A 26,584-nucleotide genomic window follows, 5' to 3' on the forward strand; every position below is an offset into this window, starting at 1 on the left:
TCATTAAGAAGGAACTTGGCATGGCGATTATTTGCAGGGAGCACGGTCTGTTGTTTCTGATGGCACCGCGCACCGGGTGTACGGCTATCGGCAGCGTGCTTATGGAAGAGCTCGGAGGCGAATGGTTACCCCATGAAGACCTGCTCGACAAGAACGGCCTTTTTGTTGTGCAAAAGAAGCACTGCACCCTGCAGCAATTGCTCCAGCACAATCTCCTCACGGAGCAGGAGCGGAAGCAGCTGGTTACGTTTACCGCGGTGAGAAACCCGTTCGACTCGTTGGTCTCCCTTTACTATAAATTGCACCGGGGTTACCAGGAGGAGCTGGATGATCCGGACTCCTGGGTATACAAGGTTCCGGGCTATGCAGACGACCTCAAGCTGGTCCGCAACATGACGTTTGATCAATGGATCAACCGCTTTTATCCCGACCTGCCTTTTCATCTGCAAAACCGCCCGATGAATAAGGCGCGAAGCCTCGCCCGGCGCCTTATGGGAAGGCAGGTCCAGGTGGAAGACTCCTTCGTTCAGGGTGTCGATCATGTCATGAGGTTCGAGCAACTGCAGGACGATTTCTCGAGGGTGTTGAAAGCTGCGGGTGTCCAGAATCCTCCGGTCATACCGAAGATCAACACCACCAAAGCAAGATCCGGAAAGGACTATCGATCCCTGTATACGCCCAAGACCCGTCGTAAAGTGGAAGTGTACAAAGAAGGTGTTTTAAAGGCGTTCGGATACGCATTTTGAACGGTTGAGCCGGGAGCTTGCGAAACCAATGACAACACCTCTCAGAGTGCTCGTTGCGTGCCCTCGATCCGGTAATCCTTACGTGTCCGAGCTGGTCAGGTCGCTCAATGAGCGTCCAGGCCTAACCTGTGTACAGAGCCATAAGGCGTTCCTGGACGACGATACTCTGGATTACGATGTGGTCCATTTCCAATGGCCCGAGGCCATTTTTGGCTGGAATGCGGACTGCACGGCGAAAGGCCTGCAGCAATTGAATGAACGGCTCTCATACTGCCGTACCCGCGGAATTCAGCTGGTAGGAACCGTTCATAACGAATCACCACACGTTCTGGCGAATGCACTCTCCTCCAGGCTTTACGACTGCGTTTACCGGAATCTGGATGCCTTCGTTCATCTCGGCCATGCCTCCATTCCTGCTATGAAAGCGACCGGAAAGGCCACCCATTCGGCCCGGCATTGCGTGATTCCCCACGGCAACTACGACGTATTCAGGGCCTTGAGTAGCGGCGAGGCTATCGACATAACGAAGCGCAAGCGCTTCACCCTGTTGTGTTTCGGAGCCGTAAGGAAGCCCGCGGAAGTGAAGCTGATCTGCCGTGTGGCCGATGCGCTGGCAGCTCTGGGGGGAGACCTGGTCATTGCAGGTAGAATCAATTCAGGTTCACGCAGAAAACTGCGTTACTACCAGATGCAGGCGCCGCTCTTCGTCCGCAGGAACATACGCGTGATCCCGGGAAAAATTCCCGACGAACGCGTCGCGGCGATTGTCTCCGATAGCAGCGCCTTGCTGATTCCGCGGATCGATACGTTGAATTCGGGCAATGTCGCCCTTGGCTTTACTTTCGGGAAAGTTGTCATGGGGCCGGATATCGGTGTGATCGGAGAAGAACTGAGCCGGCGGGGCAATCCGGTGTTTACCCCCTTCGATCACGGCTCCCTGAAGGCAGCGGTTCTGGATACAATTCGGTTGGCAAACACGTCATTGGGTGCAGAAAACAGAGAATACGCGGCAACTGAGCTCGCCTGGGAAAATGTCGCCACACAGCATGAGGACCTTTACCGATCCCTGTTAGCCAGGGCGCTGTAGATTTCCAGATATTTTTCGGTTTGGGCGCTTCGGTCGAACTGGAGCTTGACGGTTTCAAGGCCTGTGCGTTTTCGTTCTTCCGTGAGCTGGGGCGAGGTGAGCAGGGTATGCAGTGCGTTGGCATAGCCGGTGGGTGAATGATCGTCCACGAGCCAGCCGCCCGCGCCCTCCGCCAGCACTTCCGGTATGCCCCCGGTGTTATGGGCCGCCACCGGCACTTCCAGTGCCAGGGCCTCGATCAGGGTCATAGGCAGCCCTTCGTGATCGGAGGGCATCAGCAGGGCATCGAGGGTTTGCAGTTCCGGATGTATCGGATCGACAAATCCCCGGAAGGTGATACGGTCCGCCACTCCTTTTGTGGTTGCCAGTTCCCGCAGACGGGCTTCGAGCGGCCCATTTCCGATAATGATGCCCTCACAGGCGATTCCCCGCTCGTTGAGTTGGGCGATGGTTTCAATGAACAAATCCACGCGTTTCACCGGCACCAGGCGCCCCACGATACCAATCCTTAAGCCGGTTTTCTCGCCTGCGGCGCCGTCTACCCACGCACGTCTGAGGCTTTCAACGTCCAGAAAATTGGAGATTTTCTGCACCTTGCCGGGAAACAGGGTCTTCAGCTTCTGTTCCAGTTGGCTGGAAACGGCAATCACCGCCTGCTGACGGCTGCGGCCCAGAAGGATATCCAGCTTATTGACAAGCCATCTGTGAGGCTTGAGAAAAGACGCTGCAGTTTCGGGGTTGCCGTGTACCGTGCGAACCGAGGCGGGGGTACGGGAAAGTTCTTTGCCTACAATGCCGAGGACATTCTCTTTGAAGCCATGGGTATGCACCACCTGTGATTGATGCTCTCGGCAGTGGTTGGCAATGGCTTTGGCGATTGCCAGGGGCCCAAGCAGTGTCTCGTCGGCCAGAGATACCGGGATGCCGAGCGCGAGGAGCTTTTCCTGCAGGATACCGGCGTTGAAAACCACGGCGGTAACGCTGACGTTTCCGGAGGCTTGAAGCGCATCGCACAGGTTAAAAACCTGGGCTTCTGCGCCCGCCCAGAGATCCCCGGATATGATGTGGGTGACGACAGGATTCTGACAAGGTTGATTCACAGCAAGCCGCGCCCAATGGTCGCCAGCAGCCGCTGTGGACTGTAACTGTTTCCGTCATGCAGATTGAAGCGATGGAGATCGTAGGGATCGCAGCCTTCGCGGTTCCAGCCGGTCTTGGTCGTACACGCTGCCTTGTAACGGGATTTGACCAGATCCTTGCCCTTGTGCGTTATATCTCCGTTCGGATAACAGAATATGTCCGTATGAGCAGTGCCCAGCGACCGTATGTCATCCATGCATGCCAGTATTTCCCGCTCGAGCTGGCTCTCATCAGCGAGCCTGTTCAGGCGATAATGGTGCTGGGTATGAGCGCCATAGCGGGCAAGCCCACTGGCCGCCATGTCGGCCAGTTCAGCAGTGTTCAGGATGGCCCGGGAGTGGTGTGGGGGCGCCAGATGCGGATGTGCCTGGTAAACAAGAGCCAGATTCCGGTAGATGGTTTCGTCATCCAGAGCTTTCAGCTCTCCGATCACACTGTCGGCATCCGCGAGCTCAAGTGGCAAGCGCGCGGGTGGATTGATGACGGCGTCCATGGCGGACGTCAGCCATTGAAAACAGTCATCCTCCCAGGGGACATTGTCGGCTGTCAGCAGCTGGAGTACCTGTTCCGGCCAGAATGTTCTGTCAGTATCGATCAGTTTTGAGACAAGAAAGATCGTAAAAGGAATGTCGTTGGCACGAAGCACGGGGAAGGCGTGTTCGAAGTTGTCTTGCCATCCGTCATCAAAGGTAAATGCCACAGAAAGTGGTGGTAGTTCCGCACCTCTGGAGCTTTTCTCAAGCCATTCGTCGAGGTGGACCGGATTGGCGCCGAGGCCTGTTATCAGCTTGATATGATTACGCAAGGCGTCCGGGGAGGTCACCATTCCCGGCTGTTCTTGGTTTCTGTGGGGATGGTCGATCGGTAGGATTCGATGGTAAGTCAGGATTAAGAGTCTGGGCTCGCGAGAGCACCTGACCCGAAACCAACCAAACGACGCAAGAAGGCTTTGAGCACTTATTTTTAGTATGGATCTTAAAGTTGCCACGTCATCCCTCCGTAGCGCTAATCATCGGCTCTGATTAATCCTTTTTTACCCAGGCCCTGGCGAGATTGATTTTGCCAGTAATGGATTTCGCTGTCATCTCTCGATTTTTCAGATTACCTTCAGGCTCCAGCACATTGAGTAAACGCAATAAAACGCTAGCCGGGTAGCAGATTTGTCATTGATTTTCGACTAGACTACTTTTGCAATAGGGACTGAACCGTAAGCAAGGATGAAGCGATAAGCTATGAACCCAAGAATCGAAGTGTCATTTATCATACCCTGCTTTAATGAAATTTCGATCATACCTATCACTATAAAAAAAATAATGGAACAGGCTGATAAAAACAACCTGATCTATGAAATAGTTGTTGTCGACAATATGTCGACTGATGGAAGCTTTGAGGAGGTTAAGAAGTTAAATATAGACCCAATTCGCAGCAAAGGTAAGACTGTAGCAGAAGTAAGAAACCATGGATTTAAAAGATCTAAAGGTGAGATACTTGTTTTTTTAGACTCAGATGTTGTATTGGGTGATGAATGGGGAGGCGTATTTCTCAATATCGTAAATGATATTAGGGTGAATAGAGTAATAACCGGGTCTCACTGTTCTGTCCCTGAGAACCTCAGGCAGCCATTTTTTTCGTGGTATAAAGGAATTGAAAAAGATGTAAGGAATACTCATCTAGGTACTGGCCATTTAATAGTCCATCGAGACGTTTTTCGCGACATAGGGATGTTTGATGAATCAATGACGTCTGGTGAGGATTATGAGTTTTGCCAAAGAGCTCGCTTGAAAGGAGCGACCATAAAAGGCAACGAAAAGTTAAAGGTATACCACATGGGCTACCCGGATGGTGTGTTCAGCTTTATTGCCCGAGAGTCTTGGCATGGGATCTCAGACTTCAAAAAAATGAAGTATTTTTTAAATTCTAAGATCGCAATGATGTCCGTTTTGTTTGTTTTTCTTCATATATTTTTATTTTATCACGCCTTCGCCCACTCTTCTTTTGCGTTTTTTGTAACTTTGGGATCTATTTTTTTGTTCCTTGCAGTATCGGTGATAAAGAAATTTAGTTACGACGGTTTTCGGGATTTTTTGTTTAAAGTTGTAGTCGCCTATTTATACTTTGTGGGAAGGTCGATTTCTGCTTTTCGTGCGCTGGGGTAAAAGAGGATAGGTTTATGAATAGGTTGTTGTCGCAGTCATTGTTCTTTTATCCCGCCACCGTACTTAAGGGCGAGCCCATACCTTTTTTTCTTTCCGGATATAAAGCGCGCCAATGGATCGGTGAGTCAGATCTTCAGAAATATCAGCTGCACCATCTAAAAAAAATAACAAGCTTTGCCTACGAGAACAGCAGCTTCTATAGAGAACTGTTTGAGAAACACGGTATCGATCCCGGTGATCTTCGCTCTGTGAATGATCTGCAACGATTTCCAGTCATTAGCAAGAGAGACCTAATTGAAAACCTGGAAACCATGTCGGTTCGAAAACACCGTATCATTGCCGACAGCAAGACTACCGGGGGATCTACGGGCGAGCCAGTCAAGCTCTTCAAGAATGCCTTTGCGTTAGCAAGAGAGCGTTGCGCAACGGCCAGATCGTATGAATGGGCAGGTGTCAGAATCGGTGATCCACAATTGCGCTTCTGGGGGGTTCCCCATTCACAGCTTGGAAGCCGGAAAGCTGCCCTCATCGACCTAGTAGCCAACCGTAAACGAATTTCGGCATTTGATATTACCGACAAAACCCTGCGGGAATATTATGAACTTGCCCTGAAGTTTGAGCCACGCTACATCTATGGGTATGTAAGTGTTGTCGAGAAGTTCGCGGCTTTCATTCTGGAGAACGGGCTCAGGCCCATCCCTTCAGTTAACTCCGTGATAACCACGTCCGAGATCCTCTCCGACGGTGCAAGATCCACCATTAGCGAAGCTTTCTGTGCCAAGGTCTTCAATGAATATGGCTGTGGGGAGGTCGGTTCGATTGCCCATGAATGCGAGCACGGCAGTATGCATCTGATGGCTGACAATCTGTTGGTTGAGGTGAATAGTGATGAGGGCAGCTCCGGCGAACTGATAGTCACCGACCTTTTTAATAAGGCCACGCCATTGATTCGTTACAGGCTGGGAGACTATGGAACTCTGTCGAAGCGACCTTGCGTATGCGGCCGATCATTACCGGTAATCGAAAGTATCCATGGCCGTGCCTACGACATCATTTCGTTACCAACAGGGCAGAAGGTGCATCCGGAGGCTGTTATTTATGTCTTTGAGGGTATTCAGTCACATTTAAATGCGTTTAAGCAATTCCAGGTGGTTCAGGAGTCTCTGGAACGCATCACGGTCAACCTCATACCCAACAGTCACTGGTCAGAAACGACGCACCGAAAGCTGGTGGAGGATCTGAGGCGGGACATCAGCGATCAGATCACGTTTGACGTCAATCTGGTAGACTCTATTGACAGAGAACCGTCGGGAAAAATGCGTCTGGTGAAGTGTAAAATTTGAGGTGGTTCCCCTCAGAATATTTGAGGGCAATCAAGGCGGGTCTGGAAAGACCCCCGATCTATGTGGTTGATGTTTAGGGAACGAACATATGCTCATTACCGTATTCTGGCTGTCACTTCTCGGTGCTGTTTTCAGCTATTTTTTGTACCCCCTGATTCTGTCGTTTTCTCCCTCCCGCCGGGGAAGGCCGGAAGCGCCGTCTCCCTCTTCGTCTCCCCGGGTTACGCTTATTGTGACTGCTCATAACGAGGAGAAGCGGATCCGCGAAAAAATCAACAACTGCCTGGCGCTGGAATACCCTAATCTTGAGATCCTGATCGCCTCGGATGCATCGAGCGATGGCACGGATCAGATCGTTCAGGAATATGCTTCCAAAGGGGTAATGCTTGCCAGGGCCGATGAGCGCAAGGGAAAGGAATACGCACAGTTACAGGCGATTTCACGGGCCACCGGCGACATTCTTGTTTTTTCGGATGTGGCGACGTCTATTCCTGAGGATGCCATAGGGCGCATGGTCAGCTACTTCGACGATCCCGCCGTGGGTGCGGTATCCAGTGAGGACCGCTTTATCAGCCGGGACGGCAGTGTCGCGGGTGAAGGGGCCTATGTGCGGTATGAAATGTGGTTGCGGGGCCTGGAATCCAGTAAGGCCGGCTTGGTGGGATTGAGTGGCTCCTTTTTCGCGGCCCGCCGTTCGGTTTGCGATGCGTGGGATATCTATTCCCCAAGTGATTTCAACACCGCGCTGAGTTGCGCCCGGCTCGGGCTGGTCGCTGTCACCGCGCCCGACGTGCTTGGCTACTACCGGGACGTGGCAGATGCCGCCAGAGAGTACCAGCGCAAGGTGAGAACCATTATCCGGGGGCTAACGGCGTTGAGTCGGCATCTGGAGGTGTTGAATCCTGCCAAGTTTGGCCTGTTTGCCTTTCAGGTGTTCGGCCACAAGGTGATGCGCTGGTCGGTACCATGGTTTCAGGTGTTACTGCTCCTGACTTCAGTGCTGCTGGCGGGCAACGGCGGAATCTACGGGCTGGTGCTGGCGGGGCAGCTGGTCTTCTACGGACTGGCCATCAGTGGTCATTTGTCGCCCACGCTTCAGCGTTATACGCTGGTGAAGATTCCCTATTTTTTCTGTCAGGTTAACCTTGCTGTCGCCCATGCCTGCATCAGCTTTTTTTCGGGAAAGCGTATGACAGTGTGGGCGCCATCCCAGCGCTGACCGGCCCGGGAGATGATGTCTATGCACGGTAAACTGCGACCGGTTGGCAGTCGTGTCCCGCTTCCGTCTTCCGTTGCGGTATCCATGCCCTGGGACAGTGCCTATGAGGCTGAATACTGCGCGTCCGGTACGGATGCGTTAGCTATGGCAATAGGCCTTGCCATCCTGGCACGGCCGGGTGTTGAAAAACCCGAGGTGATTATCCCGGCTTATGGCTGCCCGGACCTGGTGGCAGCGATAGTGTCCCAGGGAGCTGAACCCGTCCTGGTCGATCTGGTCCCTGAAACGCCCTTTATGGACCTTCACCAACTGAGCGAAGCGGTCACCGACCGCACGGTTGCTGTCGTTGGTGTTGGCCTTCTCGGCATTCCGGAACGCCTGGAGGAGCTGGCTGAAATCTGTAACGACCACTCCTTGGCATTGATTGAAGATTCCGCCCAATGCTTTCCTCCACACAGCACCCGACAGCGAGTCGCCGACTTTGTGGTGCTGAGTTTTGGTCGCGGTAAACCGATTAATCTGATGGGTGGGGGCGCCATGCTCCATCGCGGCAGTCTGACGGGCGAGCAGCAGCGCTACCTCGAAGGCCTGCCCAAGGAGAAGATTCAAACCGGATTTCTGTGGCGGGTAAAGCGGGTGCTGTTTAACCTGTTGATGAGCCGGATTGGTTACCTGTTGTTAGAGAGAGTTCCCGGGCTGGGGCTGGGGAAAACGCGTTTCGAACCTCACGGCGTAGTGACCCGTCGAGAGATTCCAGCTGGAGTGCTGTCTGCAGGGTTAAAACATCAATCCGTAAGATCATCTCCCCATGTGCTATACGAACAGCAGTTGCAGTGCCTGGAGCGAGCGGGCTGGGTGTTGTTGGGAAGAGAACGTTTCCGAGTGGCAGGCATGATCGCTGAAAACCCAAGGCTCAGATTCGCTTTACTTGCACCGGACGCGGCAATGCGCGACGAGGTAGTCAGGGCGCTGAACGCAGCGGGTGTCGGGGCGAATGGCCTATACGAAGTGGCACTGCCAGGAGTGGACGGTATACCGCTGTCTAAACCCCAACACGAGTTCCCGGTAGCCGCAGATTTCGCCGCGAGATTATTGACGTTGCCCTGCCACGAGGATGTAACCGGGGCCGATGTCAGGCGGATAGCCGGAATTTTAAGAGCCGTCGGCGATTTGTCCCCCGGCTGAATTCGGGGTTACCAGTCTCGGTACAGCGCGTCACCGCCTCTGTCACTCTACCGCACGGGTTTCCACGTCCGAGTACTCACTCATTAGCCCAGCGGAATCGATCGCCCGTATCTTGAATTCCCACTGACCTTCGGCGAGATTCTTGATCACGTAACTGTTGTCGATGGGGCGTTCCACCACGATGGATTCTCCGCCACCCGCGACCGGGGTAAGGCGGATGGCGTCGGCGATGACATATCCGTCCGCATCATTGTTAATGCGCACCACCAGCGATGAGTCTCCAGTCTCGAAGGACCCCAGCTCCTGCCAGGAGCCGCCGCCCTCTCGCTGGTCCACAGTGAAGCGCTCGGTGGTTTGCGCACCGTCACTGTTAGTGTAAGTAAGCTGATAGGTGGCATTCGACGCCCGGTTGGGGTGGGACGTCCAGTTCGCATGCAGGTCATAGTTAAGGCCCGGGGAAAGGTTCCCCGCACTCCATTCCGCTGAAACTTCACCCGAACCGGCGGGCATGGTGAAATAGTTTCCGCCCTGGTATCCATCGGTACTGCTGGAATCAAACCCGTCACTCCCATATGAGACGAAACGGTCTGATTCGTTGTCGATGCTGGTTTCCCTTGCGCCGGTGGCCTGCTGGTAAGCAATTTCATACTGAACGATTTCGTCGTCTCCCAGGGGCGTTCCGTCTTCGCGTTCGGTCGGCGTTTCCCAGGTCAGAAGTACGCTGGTACCGGTAAGGCCACTGTCTTCATCACTGGGGTTCGATTCGGCCAGAAACTCCTGGTAATTGGTCAGGCCGTCACCGTCCGGGTCGTCGTCGCGGTCGTTGATGCTGGGATCCAGGCCATACTGGGCCTCAAAACCATCGGGCAATCCATCCCCGTCTGAATCGCTGACCGTAGGATCGGTTCCCAGCAGGAACTCGTCGCGGTTTGATACGCCGTCATTATCGAAATCCGCATCGGCGTCAGACGGATCGTTCGGATCCAGCCCGAAGCGGACTTCCCATTCGTCTGCCAGGCCATCGCCGTCGGAATCTCCGGTGTCGGGTACGTCTTCTCCGTCGGTGACGGCACCCAGTTCCCGAAACAGAATGGCATCGGCTATGGCGTACCCGTCAGTATCATTGCTCACCGTGACCCGGCCGGTAAGGGCAGACATGCGGTAGGTCCCCAGCTTGAACCACTGCCCGTTGTTCTCACGTTGATCCACCGTCACCGAGTCGGTCACCAGATTGTCGCGGTCATCCAGGTGGTGAATCACGTAAGTAACGTTTGAACCCCGATTCGGGTGCGTGGTCCACTTTGCGTATACGTCGAAGGTCTTGATGAGGTTCAGGTTCCAGGTCGCCACGAGACTTCCGTCGCCGGAGGGAGCGGCAAAATAGTCAGGGCCTTCAAAACCGTCTGAAGCCGTCGAGCGTTTCCATTCTCCGTCGAGGTAAAACGCCGGATCGTTGTTGTCGATCACGTGTTCAATGTAATCCCCGGCCGCCGGCGGCGGAAAATCCCCCACATCGGGCGCCGGGCGGGTGGCACAGCCGGCAATGAAGGTGCTCGCTAATGACAGAAGTACTACCGTATTGGATCTGACCATGACCATGACAGCGTCCTCTGCAGTGGTTGTATAGCGCGGAAATAAAGTATGCCCATGCCATTTAAGCATGGCATATAGCGTCGGGATTCAAAGCCAGTCGGTTAGTTTTTGTGATTATATGTAACTATTTTTTATTCGTTTAAACGGGACAGAATGCAGGCTCTGCATGGATTAATGCTGGTTTCATTTCCTGGGCTTTTACGGTTTTAATCTGGCGCGCATCGGCGCCTCAACGTAGCGGTAGGTCAGGTCCGAAAGGCCGATGACGATGATCACCATGAGTACGAACGTACTCGCCTGGGCCGCGGGCGAGAGCAGGTCGTGGGCAGGAATGCCGCTGAGAAAGAGAGCGCCGTCACGGACAATATCGAGAATCAGCCAGTGCGTCAGGTACACCGAATACGAGATCTTTCCGAGATAAACGAACAGCGGGGCGGTCAGTAGGTGGGGTTGGCTCTGCGGCAGTCGTGCAGCGCACAGCACCAGCCAGACGAAACCGACTACGGAGGGAACACCAGGGCCAGGTAGCGCCAGTATCAGGAGGTTCAGCAGGAAAACCGGCGTCAGCAAACGGTAAGACGCGACCTTCAGGAGCAGGCCCTGCTGGTAACAGCGAAAAATGATGATGCCCAGCAGCGCTTCGCAAAAGCATCGGACTAGCATCGGCCAGCCGGCGAAATAAAGCCCAAGATCCCCGAAATGGGATTCAATCAGGATCAGTGGGATAAGCGCTCCCACGGCGAGGCACCCGAGCCATAGGGGTTTAAGGCGCAACAGCAGGACAATCATCAGGGGCAGGGTGAAATAGATCATCCATTCGGCACTGATCGACCACGCCGGTTCATTCCAGTAGGCTCGCCAGTGAATGGTCTGGATCAACAGCAGGTTGGTCAGCAGGGTGTATCGGCTCTGACCCTCGGTGAAGGGTTCATACAGGTTGTCCATGCCCGCCACCCCCAACTGGTCGAGGTACCACTGCAGGGTCTCGTAGGCCACGAATAAGGCAAGAGTGAAAAGGTGTAACGGGTATATCCGCGCAAAACGGGCCTGGATAAAACGAAGGTAGAGACGACCTTTCACACCGTGCTGAAACGTTGTGTGGTAAACGTACGCCAGCACGAATCCGCTCAGTATGAAAAACAGGTCCACCCAAAGGTATGACTTTTCGATGAGCCGCGTGGGCGACGCATCAATGAGATCTTTCAGAACCACATTCATGAAGTGGTGAAACATCACCAGAACGGCGGCAATACCGCGCAGCGAGGTCAGTGCGGTCAACTCGGAGCGGGGCGGGTGAATCATCGGTTTGGCTGGCGGACAAGCTCCTGGGCCCAGTGGGTGATGGATTCCACCACGGAGGCCCGGTCTTCCGGCTCGGAGAGAATATGGGTTGCGTAGGGGCGGTGGATGACGGTCAGGTTGTCCCCGAAAGCCACCGGCTTGAAGCAATCCTCGAACTGGTTCTGGTACACGTAGTATTCATTGCCAAAGAACACGTACAGCATTTGCAGTCCGCGGTCGTTGAGTTTCTGTAGGCCGTCCCGGACCTCGTCCCTGGGTGGGTAGCCGGCGAACCCGGGCACTTCAAAGTAGCGTTCTTCGATACCCGACACCTCAACTCCTTTTTTCTGCTTCCTGAGGCCCAGTTTGCGCAGAACGAAATGCCCCCAGCGGGAGAACGAGAGCAATCTCGGCCCGTAGTACAGCGCGTAGCTTTTCCAGGTCATGTAGCAGTACCCGTCCAGCTGAACCGTGGCCATGACCCGGGAATCGTTGAGTGCAGTACGGTAGGAGGCAAACGCCCCGGAGCACAGCCCATACAGTATGTAACGATCGAACTGCTTCCAGTCCGAGAGGTAATCCATGACTTCCTGAACCTCATCAACCGCCGCTTGCGCGGCTGTCAGGGTACCTCTGCGTGCGTCGCTGTCGCCGATGCCGGAAAAATCGAAGCGGAACGTGGTCAGCCCCGCCTTCTCACACAGGCTTCTTGCCAGTGTGACCGATAGCCGGCAGGATCCGACACGGTGGATAACCCCGGAGTTCAGCAGAACGACCGCAACCCTGGGCGCGGAGTTATTGTCGGCCTCGGGTTCGCTTAAAACACCCACCAGAGGAAGTTCGTCGCCGACCATGACTACCTGTTCACGCATGAACTCTCCTTGTGCTGAAGATGGGCCTCGGCGAAATACTGTTCGATGGCATCGATCACCGGCTTGGGCCAGAGAATGCCACCCACATGGTCAACGTAGTTCCAGTTATGGGGCGCGGGCGCCAGTTCGTAGTGAAAGTCCCGGCGCGAAGCAAGCCGATCTCTTAATGACGCAAACTCATCATTTTCGTGAGAAACGATCTGGGCGACGGAAACGTTCAGGGCGGGAGCGATATCCTCCAGCCGAAGCGCGGAGAGCGTATCCTGAAACGGCACCGGCATGGAAAAGCCGTTAAAGTGCAGCGCGCCATCGGATGTAATGATCCGGGACCGACTGCCTTCGCCTTCGGCGGCGGCAATGGCGTTGCGGATATCCGCGACATAACCGCCACCGTCGGTAACCGGATCCCAGAGCACCAGTCGCGACACCGCAGAATTCCGTGCGGCCGCCTGAGCGGCGAGGAGGCTGCCAAGACGCAAACCGACCAACGCAACCTGGCTGACCGCTGCCATATCCATCACTTCCTGAATGGCGTGGCCGATATCCTCGATCCAATGGTCGGCACTGACCTGATCCATATTTCCGGCAGAGTCTCCGGTGCCGCGGTAGTCGAACCGCAATACCGGGTAGCCCAGGCTCGAGAGATTGATCGCCAGCCGGCGCACTGACTTGTGGGCTCTCATGTATTCCTGACCAAACGGGTAACACAGCACCACCGCTTCATTGCGGTTGACACCCTGACGCGGGTGGAACGCCCCGAACAGGTAGCTTTCAGACGGTCCGAAATAAAACGCTTCCAATATCAACTCCTGTTGAGCCCGGCAGACGGACAGGCCATCAACGTGTTTTCCTATTAACGGGCGCCAAACAGTCGCCGGAACAGTGTTCTTCCGGATTTGGGGTGGGCGTCTTCCGCTTCCGGCAAGGCTGCTCCATCCGCCGTCCGCTCTGGCAGCTTCTGCTCCACAAGGTTGGCCAGCTGCTCAAGGGTATTCACCCACAGATCCTGCGGCATCAACCGAACACCCAGGGCCTGCTCCACATCGATGATCACTTGAAGGGCGAGCAGGGAGTGACCGCCAACATCCAGGAACTGGTCTTCCAGCGCGACTGAATCGCGCTTGAGCCGTTTGTTCCAGATGTCCATCAGTTGCTTCTCTGTCTCCGTGGGGGCACGGTCCGCTACCCGGGCCGGTGCCGGGCCACTGGTCATTTGCGCCAGGTGCTTGCGGTTCACCTTGCCCGAAGGCAATAGGGGTAACTGATCATGGGTGGTGAATTGCTGGGGCATCATGTAATCCGGCAGGAATTGGCGCAGATGCTTGCGCAGTTCACTGCTGGTGGGGCGCTCCTGGCTGCGATAGACAATATGGGCAACCAGGCGATGGTCATCCGCCCCTAGATCCTGCACCACCATGGCCGCGTCTCCGATGGCCGGGTGAGTGCGCAGGTGTATCTCGATTTCCTCAAGTTCAATCCGGTAGCCGCGAACTTTCACCTGGTTGTCGATGCGGTCGCCGAACTCGATGTAGCCGTCCCGCGTCCAGCGAGCCAGATCACCGGTGCGGTACAGGCGTTGGCCACTGGCATGCTGAACAAACCGCTCCGCGGTCTGCGCAGGGTTGTTGCGATAGCCCGTGGCCAGGCCGAGGCCACCGATGCAGAGCTCGCCATAGACACCCACTGGCAGGGTGTTGCCGTGCTCATCCATCACATGCAGTTGGGTATTGTCGAGCGGGCGGCCGATCAGGATTCGGGGAAGAGCGCCCCCGGAATCGGGTAAAACCCGGAAACAGCTTGTCCACACCGTTGCTTCTGTGGGGCCATACATATTCCACAGCTCAACCCCCTGCGCGAGCAGATGCTGGGCCAGATCTCCCGGCAGCTTTTCACCGCCAATAAGACCTTTCAACGGAGCCTGAAGCTGGAATCCTGCATTGACCAGAAGCCGCCAGGTGGCGGGTGTGGCCTGCAGGGTGGTGATGCTGTGCTGTTCCAGCAATTGCGTCAGCTGGCCGGGATCAGCGCTCTGATTCTGTGTGGCAAGCACCAGCGTCGCCCCTACGCTCAATGGCAGGAACAGTTCCAGCAGGGAAATATCAAACGCCAGCGTGGTTATGGCGAGAAGCCTGTCGTCCGCCTGTAGGCCGGGCTCCCGCGCAACGGCACGGAGGAAGTTATGCAGTGCCCCGTGGCTGATCTCGACGCCCTTCGGCACGCCGGTGGAGCCGGACGTGAAGATAACGTAGGCCAACTGTTCGGGTGTCAGCGCCGTTGCCAGGGCGCTGGAGTCCGTGTTGTTGATGTCGTCGGCGTCTTGATCGAGAACCAGGAGTTGAACCCCCACCGCCTCACAGGCACCTGCGTGCCCGCTATGGGTCACCAGTGTCCTGGCTTCGGCAACGTCCAGAATGGCCTTGATCCGCTCCTGGGGATAGGCGGGATCAAGCGGCACATAGGCGGCGCCCAATTTCCATAAAGCGATGACTGTGGCAGGGAGGTCCCGGTTTCGTTCCAGCAGCAGGGCGACGATCTCTCCGTGTTTGATACCATGGTCGGCAAAATAACGGGCCAGCTGATTGGCACGCTGATCCAGCTGGCGGTAAGTGACACTGTGTTCCCCTGCAATGCAGGCGGTGTTGTCCGGGTTGTCGCTGACCTGGCGCTGGAAGTCCGACAGAAAACCCTGCTCAAACGGGTACTTCGATTCTGTCCGATTCCATTCGGAAATCGACGCCAGCTCATGCTCACTTGCACCGGTGAACCGCTCGAGGGGGGCGGCTTCCGGCGCGTCGACGATGGCCTTGATGCTGTTGGTAAAGCTGGTCACAAATGCCTCGATTGTCTCACGTGTAAAGAGTTCTACCGGGTACTCAAAGCCCGCCTCGATGCCGTGCAGATGTCGTTTGAACCAGACGTCCAGATCCGTTTCGACGCCCACCCGGTCGAGATTGATCTGGGAGCGCTGAATATCGTCCATCTGGTCCTGCCGGTTGCGGACGTCCTGATAGTTAAACAGAGTTTGCGCAACCGGATTGCGAGACGAGTCACGCGGCGGATTGATGGCGCGGACGATTGATTCGAAAGGCACCTCCTGATGTTCCATGGCGCCGAGCAGGGTTTCCTTCACGTGGCGAATGAGCCCGTCCAGCGTATGCACGCCCTGGAGGTTTAATCGGCAGGCCAGGGCGTTGATCAGTGGGCCCATAACTCCGCTGAGCTCTTCCTGGTTGCGGGCATACACTGGCAGGCTGACAATCAGATCCGTTTGCCGGCTGAAGCGGTGGAGCATCAGCACATACAGGGCCATGAGAACCATGAAGACGGTGGTTTGATGTCGCACCGCCATGCCCTCAAGCGATTCCACGGACGCCTGATCAATCGAAAATTTGACGCCCTTGCAGCGGTGGGGTTGAACGTAGGGCCGTTCAAAATCCAGTGGCAGGTTCAGCACGGGAAGTTCGCCACCGAGGGTTTCTTTCCAGTAAGTCAGGTGAGCCTCCAGGGCATCACCTTCGAGCCATTGATGCTGCCAGTGGGCATAATCCCGGAACTGCACGGGCAACGGCGGCAGCGGATTGCACAGCCCCCTGGTATAGGCATTGTAGAGCGTACACATTTCCTTGAGCAGCAAATCGAAGGACCAGCCATCGAACACCAGGTGGTGAACCATAATGAACAGAATATGATCCTGCTCGCTCACCTCAATAAGCCGGGCGTTGAACAAAGCGTCGGTTTCTACTTCGAACCCCACGGCCACCTGATCGCTCAGGGCCTTTTCGAGCTCGCTCACCTCATTCACGCCAAAAGCTGACAGCGGCTGAACGGGCAGCGCAAGGGATCGTTCGTCATTGGTGACGATTTGAACCTGACCGTCCTGATTGAGGAAGTTGGCTCGCAGAATGTCGTGGCGCTGCATGATGGTATCGAGTGCCCGTTCCACCGCTGCGACATCGAGGTTACCCTGGAAGCGGAAAATCGCGGGCAGGTTGAAGGCAAAGGATTCCGGAACGATTTTCTCGTACAGGTACCAGACCTGTTGCTGGGGCGTGGCGTAGACCACGGTGTCCCTGTCGACCGGTTGTACGGCGCTGGCCTGCTGGCCGCTGGCCTGGTTCTGCTCGATGAGCCTGGCCATGGTGCGCACGGTTGGCGCTTCAAACAGTTTGCCAAGGCCAAGGCTGACGCCGTGCTGGGTTTTCACCTGTGCCAGCATCTGCGTGCCCAGCAGGGAGTGGCCCCCAAGATCAAAAAAGTTCGCGGTTACGCCAACGGACTGCACGCCAAGTATGCCGGCCCAGAGTTCGCTCAGGGAGGCTTCCAGTCGGGATTGGGGCGCTTCGTAACGGCTGTTTTCGCTGATGGTAAGGTCCGGTGCCGGCAGGGATTTGCGATCTACCTTGCCACTTGAGGTCAGGGGTAACGCCGGCAGCTGTATGAAATGCTGCGGCATCATATAGTCCGGGAGCGACTGGGCGATGTGGGCTTTCAGGTCCGACAGCCAGTTGGCCAGTTGCGGCTTGGCGACGATGTACGCCACCAGACGTTGATCGTTTTTGCGGTCTTCTCGCGCAAGCACGGCACACTGTGTGATGCCCGGGTAACGGAGGATCACCGATTCGATCTCGCCGAGTTCAATGCGCAGGCCCCGCAGCTTCACCTGGAAGTCATTGCGGCCGATGTATTCCAGCGCGCCGTCATCCCGCAGCTTGACCAGATCGCCGGTGCGGTACGCTTTGAAGGGTTCGTTGGAGAACGGATCGTCTATAAACCGTTCGGCTGTCAGCTCCGGCCGGTTGATATAACCGCGGGCGACCTGGACGCCGCCAATCAGTAATTCGCCGACCAGACCGGGCCCGAGCAGATTCATCTGGCTGTCGACGACATACAGCCGGGTGTTGGGCAGCGCTTTACCGATCGACACCGAGTGGTTCGACGCTTCCTGGCCGCACAGCCAACTGCTCGCATGGACTGCGGCTTCGGTAGGCCCATAGAGATTCCAGCATTCTGCCTCGGGGAAGTTACTGACGAACCGGGATTCCAGTTCGGCGCTGACCGCTTCACCGGTAAGCAGGAAACGACGCAGGGTAGGGCAGCGTGCCTGATCGCAGACATCCAGGAAGAGGTAGGCCAGTGACGGTACAAAATGAATGTGTGTGATGCCCTGGCGGTTCACCAGATCCACCAGATACTCCGGATCCTTGTGACCGCCGGGTTTCGCGATCACCAGCGGTGTCCCCGTCATCAGGGGCAGGAACAGCTCACACAGCGACACGTCAAAGGTGTAGGGCGTTTTGAGCATGACCGCGTCGGACTCACCGAGGTCAAAGGTGTCCTGCATCCACAGCATGTGGTTGCAGATGGACTGATGTTCAAGCATCACGCCTTTGGGGTTGCCGGTGGAGCCGGAGGTGTATATGACGTAGGCCAGCTGGTCCGGTGCGCAGGGCCGTAGCGGCCGATCGGCGGGCATGGCGCTGAGGTCGAGTGCGCCGGCGTCGATCGGAATCGCCTCAACGGTGGCCGGGGTGCGGCTGCTCAGGGATTGGAGCGTGAGTACAAACGCCGCTTTCACTTCATCAATGATAAACGCGAGGCGATCCTGCGGGTGTTCAGGGTCCAGAGGAAGATACGCGCCACCGGCCTTGAGTATGGCATTGATGGCCACCAGCATTTCCGGCGAACGGTCCATCAGAATCGGCACGATGGTCTCCGAACCCACGCCCCGCGCGATCAACCAGTGGGCCAACCGATTGGCGCGCTCGTCGAGCTCGCGGTAGGTGATCCGGGTATCTTCAAACACCAGCGCGGTTCGGTCCGGGAACCGGTCAACGGCGGATTCAATCAGGCCATGCAGGCTCGTGTTGGCGAGATCATAATCGCGCTGAACCGCCTGCCATTGCGATTGATACAGGTCTCGATCCCGTTCGGTCAGCAGGTCGAGCTGCTGGAGATTGGCCGAGGGCTGTTCCAGCACCTCGCGCAGCAGCAACAACAGCTCGTCCATCCGACGGTCCATGGTGCCGGTATTCCACAGTTGCAGGTTGTGGGTGCACTCCATGATTGCTGCGCGATCGGACAGGGTGATGTTCAGGTTCAGGTCGAAGTTCTCAAAGGCACGCGGGTTGGATTCGAACTGTGTATCCAGGCCAGCGAAGCGGAAATCCGATTCGTTCGCCTGATCCACGTTAAACAGCACGGAAACCAGCGGGGGCTTGGAAGGGTCCCGCGCCACCCCCAGTGTCTGCAACAGTGTGCCGTAGGTCAGGTACTGATGTTCGAACGCTTCCAGCATGCTCTTCTGAGCTTTGGCGAGCAGCGTGCTGAACGAATCCTCCGCGGTTACGGTGAGGTACAGCGGAATGATGTTGACGCAGTGGCCGACAAGGCTGTGTTCCTCTTTCGCCATCTGTCCGGCGAAGGGGATGCCAAGCACGATATCTTCACTGCCGGATATACGGTTCAGGTAGGCGGCAAACGCGGCCAGCAGAGTCGTGGTAATGGTGCTGCTGTTTTTCGCTGCCAGTTTCTTCAGGTCACCGAGCAGGTCCATCGGCATCGGTTTGTCGAGCCGATAGGCAGAGAAACTTCGGCTCAGAGCCCTGGGCCGGTCGCAGGGCAGTTCGAGGCTGGGGATGCCGCCGGCGAAACGCCGGGTCCAGTAGGCTATGCTCTCTTCCCTCAGGGCCCGGGTCTCTTCGCTTCTCTCCCACTGCGCGTAGTCGCTGAACAATGGTGCCGGTTCCAGACCCGTTGATTGGGACGGATCGCACGCCCCGCTGTAGAGACCGCCCAGTTCGCTGGCCAGGATATAGAGGGACCAGCCATCACACACCGAATGGTGCAGCGTGAGTAGCACGCGGGTGTCGGTAGCTTCAAAACGGATAACATCAAAGCGGGCGAGGGGGCCATCAAAAAGGTCGAACGGTTCGGTCACCGCGTCCCTGGCAATCTGTTCCAGCGCTGCCTGTTTGTCGCCAACCGGCAACGCAACGTAGTCGTGCAGATGAACAGGCGTCGGCCGATCGCGATAGATGACCATTTCCTCGCCGTCGTCACTGAAACACCCGCGAACGGCCTGATGGCGCTGCCACAGTGCCGTCAGGGCGGCCATCAAGGCTTGCTCATTGACGGGGCCGCGCAAGCGCAGGAAAACCGATTCATTGAAGGACGCACTGGCATCCGAGCCAAACTGCGCGGCAAGCCATACCTCCCGTTGGGACTCCGTGGTTTCGATGGTGCCTTCCAGTTCACCGAATCTGAAAGGATCGTGACGGCTAACGTGAGTCAATACGGCTGTATTCATAAGCGTTCAACCTGCCCACTTTTCGAATTGATTGTTATTGGTCTTCGAGGGGATATACCAGGCCGCTTTGCCAGACTCGTCACGTCCGAGCCGGGCTCCGGCGACGGGCGGTTTCAGCCCGGGGGTGGCGTTGGCTTCCGGGGATTTGCCGGTCACCGGAAAAAACTCCATGGCGATCATTTCATCCATCGCTTCCTTGAACGCCCTGGTGATGGCTGCCAGGTCTTCATCGCTGTGGGCGGTGGTAATGAACATCGGGCGGGCGTCCCAGACATGGATGCCTTTTTCGCGCAACAGGATGTAGATCAGTTCTTCGAAGGCGATATCCTGCGGAATCTTGATCTTGCACATGGATCCACAGTGCTCGATTTTCAGGGGTGCACCGACCATCCGGGCGTATTGATTGATCTCGCCGACCATCTCATCTGCGCGCTGATTCAGCGCCTCCTGCAGGCCCGGTTCGGATTCCAGACGTTCCAATACCGCGACGGCGGCTGCCATCGTGAGCGGGTGACGAACGAATGTGCCCGCGAAATAGGTCACGCCCACTTCCGGTGTCGAGTCATCTCCGAATTGCCACTGGCCACCGTCCAGAGCGTCCATGAAACGGGCCTTGCCGGAAATGGCGCCAATAGGCATGCCGCCGCCGACGATTTTCCCGTAGGTGCAGATGTCGGCGTCGATGCCATAGTAGCCCTGGGCGCCGCGGGGATGAATGCGAAATCCGGTAATGACCTCATCGAAAATCAGGGCGATCTGCTGGTCGGTACAGAGGCTGCGGGCCTTTTCCAGGAAGGCTTTGGGTTGCAGGTCCGGGTTGCGGCTCTGTACCGGCTCAACCAATACTGCGGCGATTTCGTCGGCGTGGTCACGGATATAATCGAGCGAGGCGTCGCTGCCATAGTCGAGGACAATCATGTTGGCCGCAGCGGATTCGGGAATCCCGGCCGCTGCCGGAACCGCATAGCCATTGGCGCCGCGGGTGATGATGACATCGTCGTGAATGCCGTGGTAATCGTTCTCGAAGATCACCACTTTTTCCTTGGCAGTGACGGTTCGGGCCAGCCGCATGGCGCCAAGCACGGCTTCGGAGCCGGTGTTGCAGAAGGCTACCCGCTCATTACCGGTGATCTTGCAGAACAGGCGGGAGGCTTCCGCTACCAGGGGTTGCTGCGGGCCAATCTCGTAGCCGATGTCGAGCTGCCGGGCTATGGCATCCTTGATAAACGGCGCTGAATTGCCGAAGAAATTGCTGCCAAATCCGCAGGTCACGTCGATCAGCTTGCCGCCATCAATGTCCCAGAGGTAAGGGCCTTCCGAGCGTTCGACCACAATGGGGTAGACCACTTCCTTGATCACGGTACGAAAACCGGATACGACCCGCGGGTCCGCCAGGTGTTTCCGGTTGTCCTGGGCAAACTGCTTTGATTTTGCGAATCGGCGGTTGTAACGGTCGCAAAGCGTCTGGAAATTTCCCCGCTGGGTGTCCGTCATGTCGTTGCTGCGTTTGACGTTAATCCGGGTGCCGGCGCCAAAGGGCTTGAGGGCGGTGGTTGGCTCGTGTTTCGCCGGATGGCTGTCACCAGTCGTCTGATTGCCCCTGCTACCGGCACTTGCCCCAGGTTGAGCTGCCTGCCCGGAGAGTGACGACAGCAACGCCAGTTGCCCCTGCATTAACTGCATCTGTTGCTGGAGCAAAGCCTGGACGTCACCGGAAACCGCTGGCAGGGATCCGGTGGTCGCGGTAAGTCCATGCACTGGCGCGGCCAGTGGTGCCTGTTGGCTTGCGCCGGCCACAGCCGCCGTATTTGCTGCAGGCGATGCAGCGGCGGTGCCTTCAGCCTGCACGCCTTGATCGATCAGGTAGTCAGTCAGTTTGTTCAGGTTGCCGCAGTCATTGAGCAACTGGCGGAAAGTAATGCTCACCTTGAACTTCTTCTTGAGCTTGAGGGTGGACTGGGTAAGCAACAGCGAATCCAGCCCCAGCTCAAAGAAGGTGGCCTCGCCGTCAGCCTGGCTGAGATCAATACCGGAAATGTCGGTAAACAGCGTGCGCAATTGTTCCTTAATAGCGTCTTTCATGGCGGGTCCTGCCAAGGGGGTCGGTTGGGATTCGGGGTCTGTGAGCAACGAAGTCTGATGGAGCTGGTGCTGCGCCGTTGCCGCGGCCAGAGGCTGAGATACTGTGTCCTGCACCGGCGCATCACCCAACGGTTCTATTACATGGGTCCGGTGCTGGAACGGGTACCCCGGTAATCGCGCGGCGAGGCCCGGGGCACGCTTCCCGCACGGCCATTCGACAGGCAGCCCGGAACACCAGGCCTGGCCAAGTGCGCGGCTGAAAGATGTCAGTTCCACGTCCGCTGTTCCGGCCTCCGGAAGCAGCGGTATCAGGGCTAGATCACTCTTGTCATCCAGGGTCTGCATAACCATGCCCGAAACCGTGGCCTGGGGGCCGCACTCGAGCAAAACCAGTTGTTTCAGCTGGCCGATGGTCTGGGCACCGGTGCGAAATTGTACGGGCTGGCGAATCTGGTTGGCCCAGTAACCAATGTCGGTCGCCTGATCCTCGGTGATCCAGTCCCCGGTGACACAGGAGATAAACGGGAAGCGCGGTGGTTTCAGGGAAATATCACTGAGAGCTTCCGCAAAGCCTTTGCTTGCCGCGCCCATGGACGGTGAATGAAACGCGTGGGAGGTATTCAGGGCCTTGTATTTTATACCCTGTTCTTCAAGCGTGGCGCGGAACGCCTCGATGGCCTCGTGTGGCCCCGACAGTGTGCAGGCATCGGGGGTGTTCTCTGCGGCCAGCACCACGTCTTCGGTCAGTAGTGGCATCAATTGCTCACGCCCGGCCCGTACCGCCAGCATGGCACCGGAAGGCTGGGCCTGCATCATCTGGCCCCGGGTCATCACCACCCGCACAGCTGTGGCCAGATCAAACACGCCGGCCACCGTGGCCGCAACCAGCTCGCCAATGCTGTGCCCGATGGCCGCTCGGGGCTGTATGCCCAGGCGGGTCAGAACCGAGGCCAGGGAATAACCTATGCAGAACAAGCTGATCTGCGTCTTGCTGGTTTCTTTAAGAGAGTCGCCGGATTCGAACATCAGGGTGTGGATGTCCAGCTCGTGTTCTGCATTAAGGATCGCGGCACATTCATCCATCGCCTGCTGGAAGGCCGGCACCTGCCGGTAAAGAGACCGCCCCATTGCTGCAACCTGGCAACCCTGACCGGGGAAGGCAAGAACCACAGTTGGAGATTTCATGGCCGGTTCGGTGTCATCCGCCTCCTGTGCAGCGGACTTCAGGTCATCAACCGATGCAGACTGGTCCAGGGCCCGGCGAAATGGGAAGCTGCGACGGCCGTGAATAAGCGCGGTGGCAAGATCGGACCTGGCGGATTCGCTGTCCATCTCACTGAATACCGGTTCGTATGATGCCAGCAGATCAGCCAGTGCTTTGCCCGACTGCGCGCTGAAACACAGTGGCACCCAGCCTGGCGCTGACTCGCGATGCGGCAACTGGGCGGGTTCCACACCTCGCAGAACGGCGTGGGCGTTGGTACCTCCGATGCCAAAAGAGCTGACGCCGGCGACCCGTTGTGAAACCGGATCAGTCCAGTCACTGGTGCTGTTGGCAATGACAAACGGGGTGTCGGGCAGGTTCAGTTCCGGGTTCGCCGTCTCGAAATTGATCGACTGAGGTACTTTGCCGTGTTCAATCGCCAAGGCACATTTGATCAAACCGATCACGCCGGCCCCTGCGGTCAGGTGGCCGACATTGCTTTTTACCGACCCGAGCTTGCAAAACCCGGTGCTGGGCGTGAATTCGGCAAAGGCTGCGCTCAGCGCCGATACTTCGATGGGGTCGCCAATCGGCGTGGCTGTTCCATGGGCCTCGACATAGCCTATATTGGCGGCGTCGAGGCCGGCGTCCCGGATAGCGCCGAGGATAACGGATTTCTGCCCCTGAACACTGGGGGCGGAGAAACTGCCTTTTTCGGCACCGTCGTTATTGACGGCGACGCCGCTGATGGCCGCGTAGATATGGTCGCCATCCCTCTGCGCCTCTTCGAGGCGTTTGAGCACGATCAGTCCGCCCCCGTCACTGAAGACTGTGCCGGAACTGTTGTGGTCGAAGGGGCGGGTATGGCCGTCACGGGTGTAGATACTGCCTTCCTGGTGGGTGTGGGGCTGTTGCTGGGGGAAGGTCAGGGATGCACCGCCGGCGATGGCGATGTCGCAGCGGCCATGGCGAATGGCTTCGACCGCTTCGGCCACGGCGACCAGAGAGGTGGAGCAGGCGGTATGAATGCTGAGCGCCGGGCCAACCAGATTTAGCTTGTGGGCCAGTCGCGTGGCGGCATAATCCTTCTCGTTGGCCACCATGGCCTGCAGGGGGCCGTAGTCCTCAAGTTTCTCGGGGTTTTTCAGAACATGGTTCAGGTAATAGCTGTTGTTGCCGGTGCCGCAATAGACACCGATGCGTCCGGCAAACTGCTCGGGGTCGCAGCCGGCGTTCTCCAGCGCGTGCCAGGCCAGTTCCAGCAACAGGCGCTGTTGCGGATCAATGAATTGCGCTTCAATGGGGCTGACCCCAAAAAAGCGGTCATCAAACCCGAGCGGGTCGTCCAGAATTCCGCGGGCATTGACGATCTCTTCGGCCTGGCCCGGCGCGCCAAAGAAGGTGATGCTCTCACGACCTTCCACGAGGTTACGCCAGAAAGCTTCAAGCGAGCTGGCGCCGGGCACCCGCACTGCCATTCCGATGATGGCGACAGCCCGCGACGAGGGTGAGATGCCCTTGGCATCATTATGCGATTGCTGCTGCGGCACGCGGACCGCAGCGCGGGAGACTGCGTAATCGAGAAACTGTCCCAAGGTGCGGTACTGAAACAGGGCGTAGACCGGTACGCTCAGGCCGAGCTTTTCATGAAAGGCTGCGGCTATGCGGTTCGCGGCCAGGGAATCCATCCCCTGATCCTGCAGGTTGTCCTCGGCATTCAGACCCGGGATCGCCATTTCCGCGCGGATGATCGCCAGCAGAGTTTCGGTGGCTGTCTCAGTGCCGGTTTCCGCCGCTTGCGAGGGCTGCTCAAGCGCTTCAACCATGGATTTGCGATCGATTTTTCCGGAAGGCGTTTTGCGGAGGGCTTCCAGCCAATGGTACTGCGAGGGGATCATGTAGGCCGGCACGGTCTTTTCCAGGGCTGTGCGCAGCGCCCGATCTGAATTGGTCGCTCCGGCAGTGCCGGTAACAAACGCTACCAGTTTTTTCTGGCCCCTGAGGTCGCGTACCGCCACCGCAACTTCATCCACCAGACCGGTGTCCAGCAGCCTGGCTTCGACTTCGCTGAGCTCTACCCGGTAACCGTTGATCTTCACCTGATTGTCGATCCGGCCCCGGTAGAGCAGTTCGCCGGATTCATCGAGACTCACCAGATCACCGGTGCGGTAAGCCCGTATCGGTTGATCGCTGTCGTCGTCCGGTACCGTGACGAACCGTTGTGCGGTCTGATCGGGGCTGTTGATATAGCCGTGGGCGAGTACCGGCCCGGCGATGTAAAGTTCGCCGACTTCACCGGCGGGCACCGGATGCTGTTGTTCATCCAGAATCAGCAGCCGGGCCCGATCAATGGCCTTGCCGATGGGCGGCAGCGCCGGCCAGTGATCGGCGGGCCAATTCAACACGTGCTCACTGACCACGTGGGTTTCGCAGGGGCCGTATTGGTTGCAGAGCACCACCTTCTCGAGGGCATTGAACGCGGTTCGCAGCTCTGTGCTCACCACCAGTTGTTCTCCGGCAGTGATCACCTCGCGCAACGATGACGGATAGCGTTGCAGGCGGTTGGCCCACATCACCAGCTGAAGAAGCGCGATGTAAGGCAGGAAAATACGCTCGATCCGATGCTCATCAATGAAATCGAGCAAACGGTGAAAATCCTGCTTGATCTCATCGTTGATCAGGTAAAGGGTGCCGCCCTGAGTGAGGGTGGAAAAGATTTCCTGGAACGAGACATCGAAACCGAGCGCAGAGAACTGAAGCGTCCGGTAGCAGGTGCCGTCGCTGTAACGCCGGTTCTGCCAGTGGATCAGGTTGTCCAGGGTGCCGTGATTCATCAACACACCCTTGGGTTTCCCCGTGGAGCCAGAGGTATAGATGACGTACGCGTTGCTCTCCGGCGTGATCGGCGGGCAGGGCGGTTGTTCCCGGGTTAGCTCAAACGAGAAGTCGCGCAGATCCAGGTGGTCACCGACAGGCGAGCGGAAATCGTCGTTGTCTGTAATCGTCAGCGCCGCGTCAGCGTGGCTGACCATGTATTCAAGACGGTCCTGAGGGTAGAGCGGATCAAGCGGTAGATACGGGCATCCATGCCGGAGAATGGCAATCATGGCCGTAATGGCCAATGCCCGGTCGTGAGTGTGGATAGCGATGGGAGAGCCCGGCGTTACCCCATAGCCTGCCAGTTCTGCCTGAAGAATCCGGGCACGACGATCCAGTTCACAGTAGCTGATGTTGGGGCCACCGCTGGACTCCGCTCCACAGGAAATTGCCGTTGCTTCTGGGAAGGCTTCGACTGTCTGCTGGAAACTGGCCAAAAAACCCGGCACTGCATCGGAAGACTTGGTTGCATTCATCTCTTTGCCGTCCTTAG

The 26,584-nt window shown here is 57.1% G+C and carries 14 protein-coding genes; 6 read left to right on the forward strand and 8 right to left on the reverse strand.

Going from position 1 to position 26,584, the window contains the following annotated elements:
- Positions 1-20 precede the first annotated feature (20 nt).
- Positions 21-746 carry a sulfotransferase family 2 domain-containing protein gene (locus DYI22_RS00410; protein WP_228300717.1) on the forward strand — a complete coding sequence of 242 codons (726 nt, stop codon included), beginning with the start codon at positions 21-23 and terminating at the stop codon, positions 744-746.
- Positions 747-828: 82 nt separating this feature from the next.
- Positions 829-1,833, forward strand: a complete 1,005-nt coding sequence (locus DYI22_RS00415) for a hypothetical protein (protein ID WP_213476058.1) — start codon at positions 829-831, stop codon at positions 1,831-1,833.
- Here the strand turns inward: DYI22_RS00415 and DYI22_RS17605 are convergent.
- Positions 1,803-2,933: a glycosyltransferase family 4 protein gene (locus DYI22_RS17605; RefSeq protein ID WP_213476059.1), complete on the reverse strand. Its 1,131-nt coding sequence runs from the start codon at positions 2,931-2,933 to the stop codon at positions 1,803-1,805. The two genes, DYI22_RS00415 and DYI22_RS17605, sit on opposite strands and share 31 nt — an antisense overlap.
- Positions 2,930-3,799, reverse strand: coding sequence for a polysaccharide deacetylase family protein (locus DYI22_RS00425; RefSeq protein WP_228300718.1), 870 nt, complete (start codon positions 3,797-3,799; stop codon positions 2,930-2,932). The genes DYI22_RS17605 and DYI22_RS00425 overlap by 4 nt, the downstream gene beginning before the upstream one ends.
- Positions 3,800-4,205: 406 nt before the next feature.
- Here DYI22_RS00425 and DYI22_RS00430 point away from each other — a divergent pair, with 406 nt between their 5' ends.
- The 4 genes from DYI22_RS00430 to DYI22_RS00445 all read left to right on the forward strand — a co-directional run bounded on the left by DYI22_RS00430 (position 4,206) and on the right by DYI22_RS00445 (position 8,876).
- Positions 4,206-5,129 (forward strand): glycosyltransferase, encoded by a 924-nt coding sequence (locus DYI22_RS00430; protein ID WP_213476060.1) that lies wholly within the window; start codon positions 4,206-4,208, stop codon positions 5,127-5,129.
- 14 nt (positions 5,130-5,143) lie between these two features.
- The gene (locus DYI22_RS00435) at positions 5,144-6,472 is read left to right on the forward strand and encodes a phenylacetate--CoA ligase family protein (protein WP_213476061.1); all 1,329 of its coding nucleotides are present in this window, start codon (positions 5,144-5,146) and stop codon (positions 6,470-6,472) included.
- 88 nt (positions 6,473-6,560) lie between these two features.
- The gene (locus DYI22_RS00440) at positions 6,561-7,691 is read left to right on the forward strand and encodes a glycosyltransferase family 2 protein (protein ID WP_213476062.1); all 1,131 of its coding nucleotides are present in this window, start codon (positions 6,561-6,563) and stop codon (positions 7,689-7,691) included.
- 21 nt (positions 7,692-7,712) lie between these two features.
- The gene (locus DYI22_RS00445; protein ID WP_213476063.1) at positions 7,713-8,876 is read left to right on the forward strand and encodes a DegT/DnrJ/EryC1/StrS family aminotransferase; all 1,164 of its coding nucleotides are present in this window, start codon (positions 7,713-7,715) and stop codon (positions 8,874-8,876) included.
- A 42-nt stretch (positions 8,877-8,918) separates the two neighbouring features.
- Here the strand turns inward: DYI22_RS00445 and DYI22_RS00450 are convergent, their stop codons facing one another.
- The 6 genes from DYI22_RS00450 to DYI22_RS00475 all read right to left on the reverse strand — a co-directional run bounded on the left by DYI22_RS00450 (position 8,919) and on the right by DYI22_RS00475 (position 26,567).
- Complete coding sequence (locus DYI22_RS00450) at positions 8,919-10,475, reverse strand: hypothetical protein (RefSeq protein WP_213476064.1); 1,557 nt, start codon at positions 10,473-10,475, stop codon at positions 8,919-8,921.
- Positions 10,476-10,667: 192 nt separating this feature from the next.
- On the reverse strand, positions 10,668-11,771 hold the full coding sequence (locus DYI22_RS00455; RefSeq protein ID WP_213476065.1) for an acyltransferase family protein: 1,104 nt from the start codon (positions 11,769-11,771) through the stop codon (positions 10,668-10,670).
- Entirely contained in the window at positions 11,768-12,622 is an 855-nt protein-coding gene (locus DYI22_RS00460) for a hypothetical protein (RefSeq protein WP_213476066.1), read from the reverse strand. The genes DYI22_RS00455 and DYI22_RS00460 overlap by 4 nt, the downstream gene beginning before the upstream one ends.
- Positions 12,607-13,422 carry an alpha/beta fold hydrolase gene (locus DYI22_RS00465; protein WP_213476067.1) on the reverse strand — a complete coding sequence of 272 codons (816 nt, stop codon included), beginning with the start codon at positions 13,420-13,422 and terminating at the stop codon, positions 12,607-12,609. The genes DYI22_RS00460 and DYI22_RS00465 overlap by 16 nt, the downstream gene beginning before the upstream one ends.
- Before the next feature lie 53 nt (positions 13,423-13,475).
- The gene (locus tag DYI22_RS00470; RefSeq protein WP_213476068.1) at positions 13,476-19,928 is read right to left on the reverse strand and encodes a non-ribosomal peptide synthetase; all 6,453 of its coding nucleotides are present in this window, start codon (positions 19,926-19,928) and stop codon (positions 13,476-13,478) included.
- Positions 19,929-19,934: 6 nt separating this feature from the next.
- Positions 19,935-26,567 carry a polyketide synthase gene (locus tag DYI22_RS00475; protein WP_213476069.1) on the reverse strand — a complete coding sequence of 2,211 codons (6,633 nt, stop codon included), beginning with the start codon at positions 26,565-26,567 and terminating at the stop codon, positions 19,935-19,937.
- Positions 26,568-26,584 lie beyond the last annotated feature (17 nt).

Source organism: Marinobacter lipolyticus (genome assembly GCF_018424605.1).
Classification (GTDB): Bacteria; Pseudomonadota; Gammaproteobacteria; order Pseudomonadales; family Oleiphilaceae; genus Marinobacter; species Marinobacter lipolyticus_B.

What these genes read in the sequence shown, in the direction of transcription:
- DYI22_RS00475 (WP_213476069.1), bottom strand. Translation starts at nt 26,567, where the DNA reads ATGAATGCAACCAAGTCTTCCGATGCAGTGCCGGGTTTTTTGGCCAGT.
- DYI22_RS00445 (WP_213476063.1), top strand. Translation starts at nt 7,713, where the DNA reads ATGCACGGTAAACTGCGACCGGTTGGCAGTCGTGTCCCGCTTCCGTCT.
- DYI22_RS00435 (WP_213476061.1), top strand. Translation starts at nt 5,144, where the DNA reads ATGAATAGGTTGTTGTCGCAGTCATTGTTCTTTTATCCCGCCACCGTA.
- DYI22_RS00455 (WP_213476065.1), bottom strand. Translation starts at nt 11,771, where the DNA reads ATGATTCACCCGCCCCGCTCCGAGTTGACCGCACTGACCTCGCTGCGC.
- DYI22_RS00450 (WP_213476064.1), bottom strand. Translation starts at nt 10,475, where the DNA reads ATGGTCATGGTCAGATCCAATACGGTAGTACTTCTGTCATTAGCGAGC.
- DYI22_RS00460 (WP_213476066.1), bottom strand. Translation starts at nt 12,622, where the DNA reads ATGCGTGAACAGGTAGTCATGGTCGGCGACGAACTTCCTCTGGTGGGT.
- DYI22_RS00425 (WP_228300718.1), bottom strand. Translation starts at nt 3,799, where the DNA reads ATGGTGACCTCCCCGGACGCCTTGCGTAATCATATCAAGCTGATAACA.
- DYI22_RS00430 (WP_213476060.1), top strand. Translation starts at nt 4,206, where the DNA reads ATGAACCCAAGAATCGAAGTGTCATTTATCATACCCTGCTTTAATGAA.
- DYI22_RS00410 (WP_228300717.1), top strand. Translation starts at nt 21, where the DNA reads ATGGCGATTATTTGCAGGGAGCACGGTCTGTTGTTTCTGATGGCACCG.
- DYI22_RS00440 (WP_213476062.1), top strand. Translation starts at nt 6,561, where the DNA reads ATGCTCATTACCGTATTCTGGCTGTCACTTCTCGGTGCTGTTTTCAGC.
- DYI22_RS00470 (WP_213476068.1), bottom strand. Translation starts at nt 19,928, where the DNA reads ATGAATACAGCCGTATTGACTCACGTTAGCCGTCACGATCCTTTCAGA.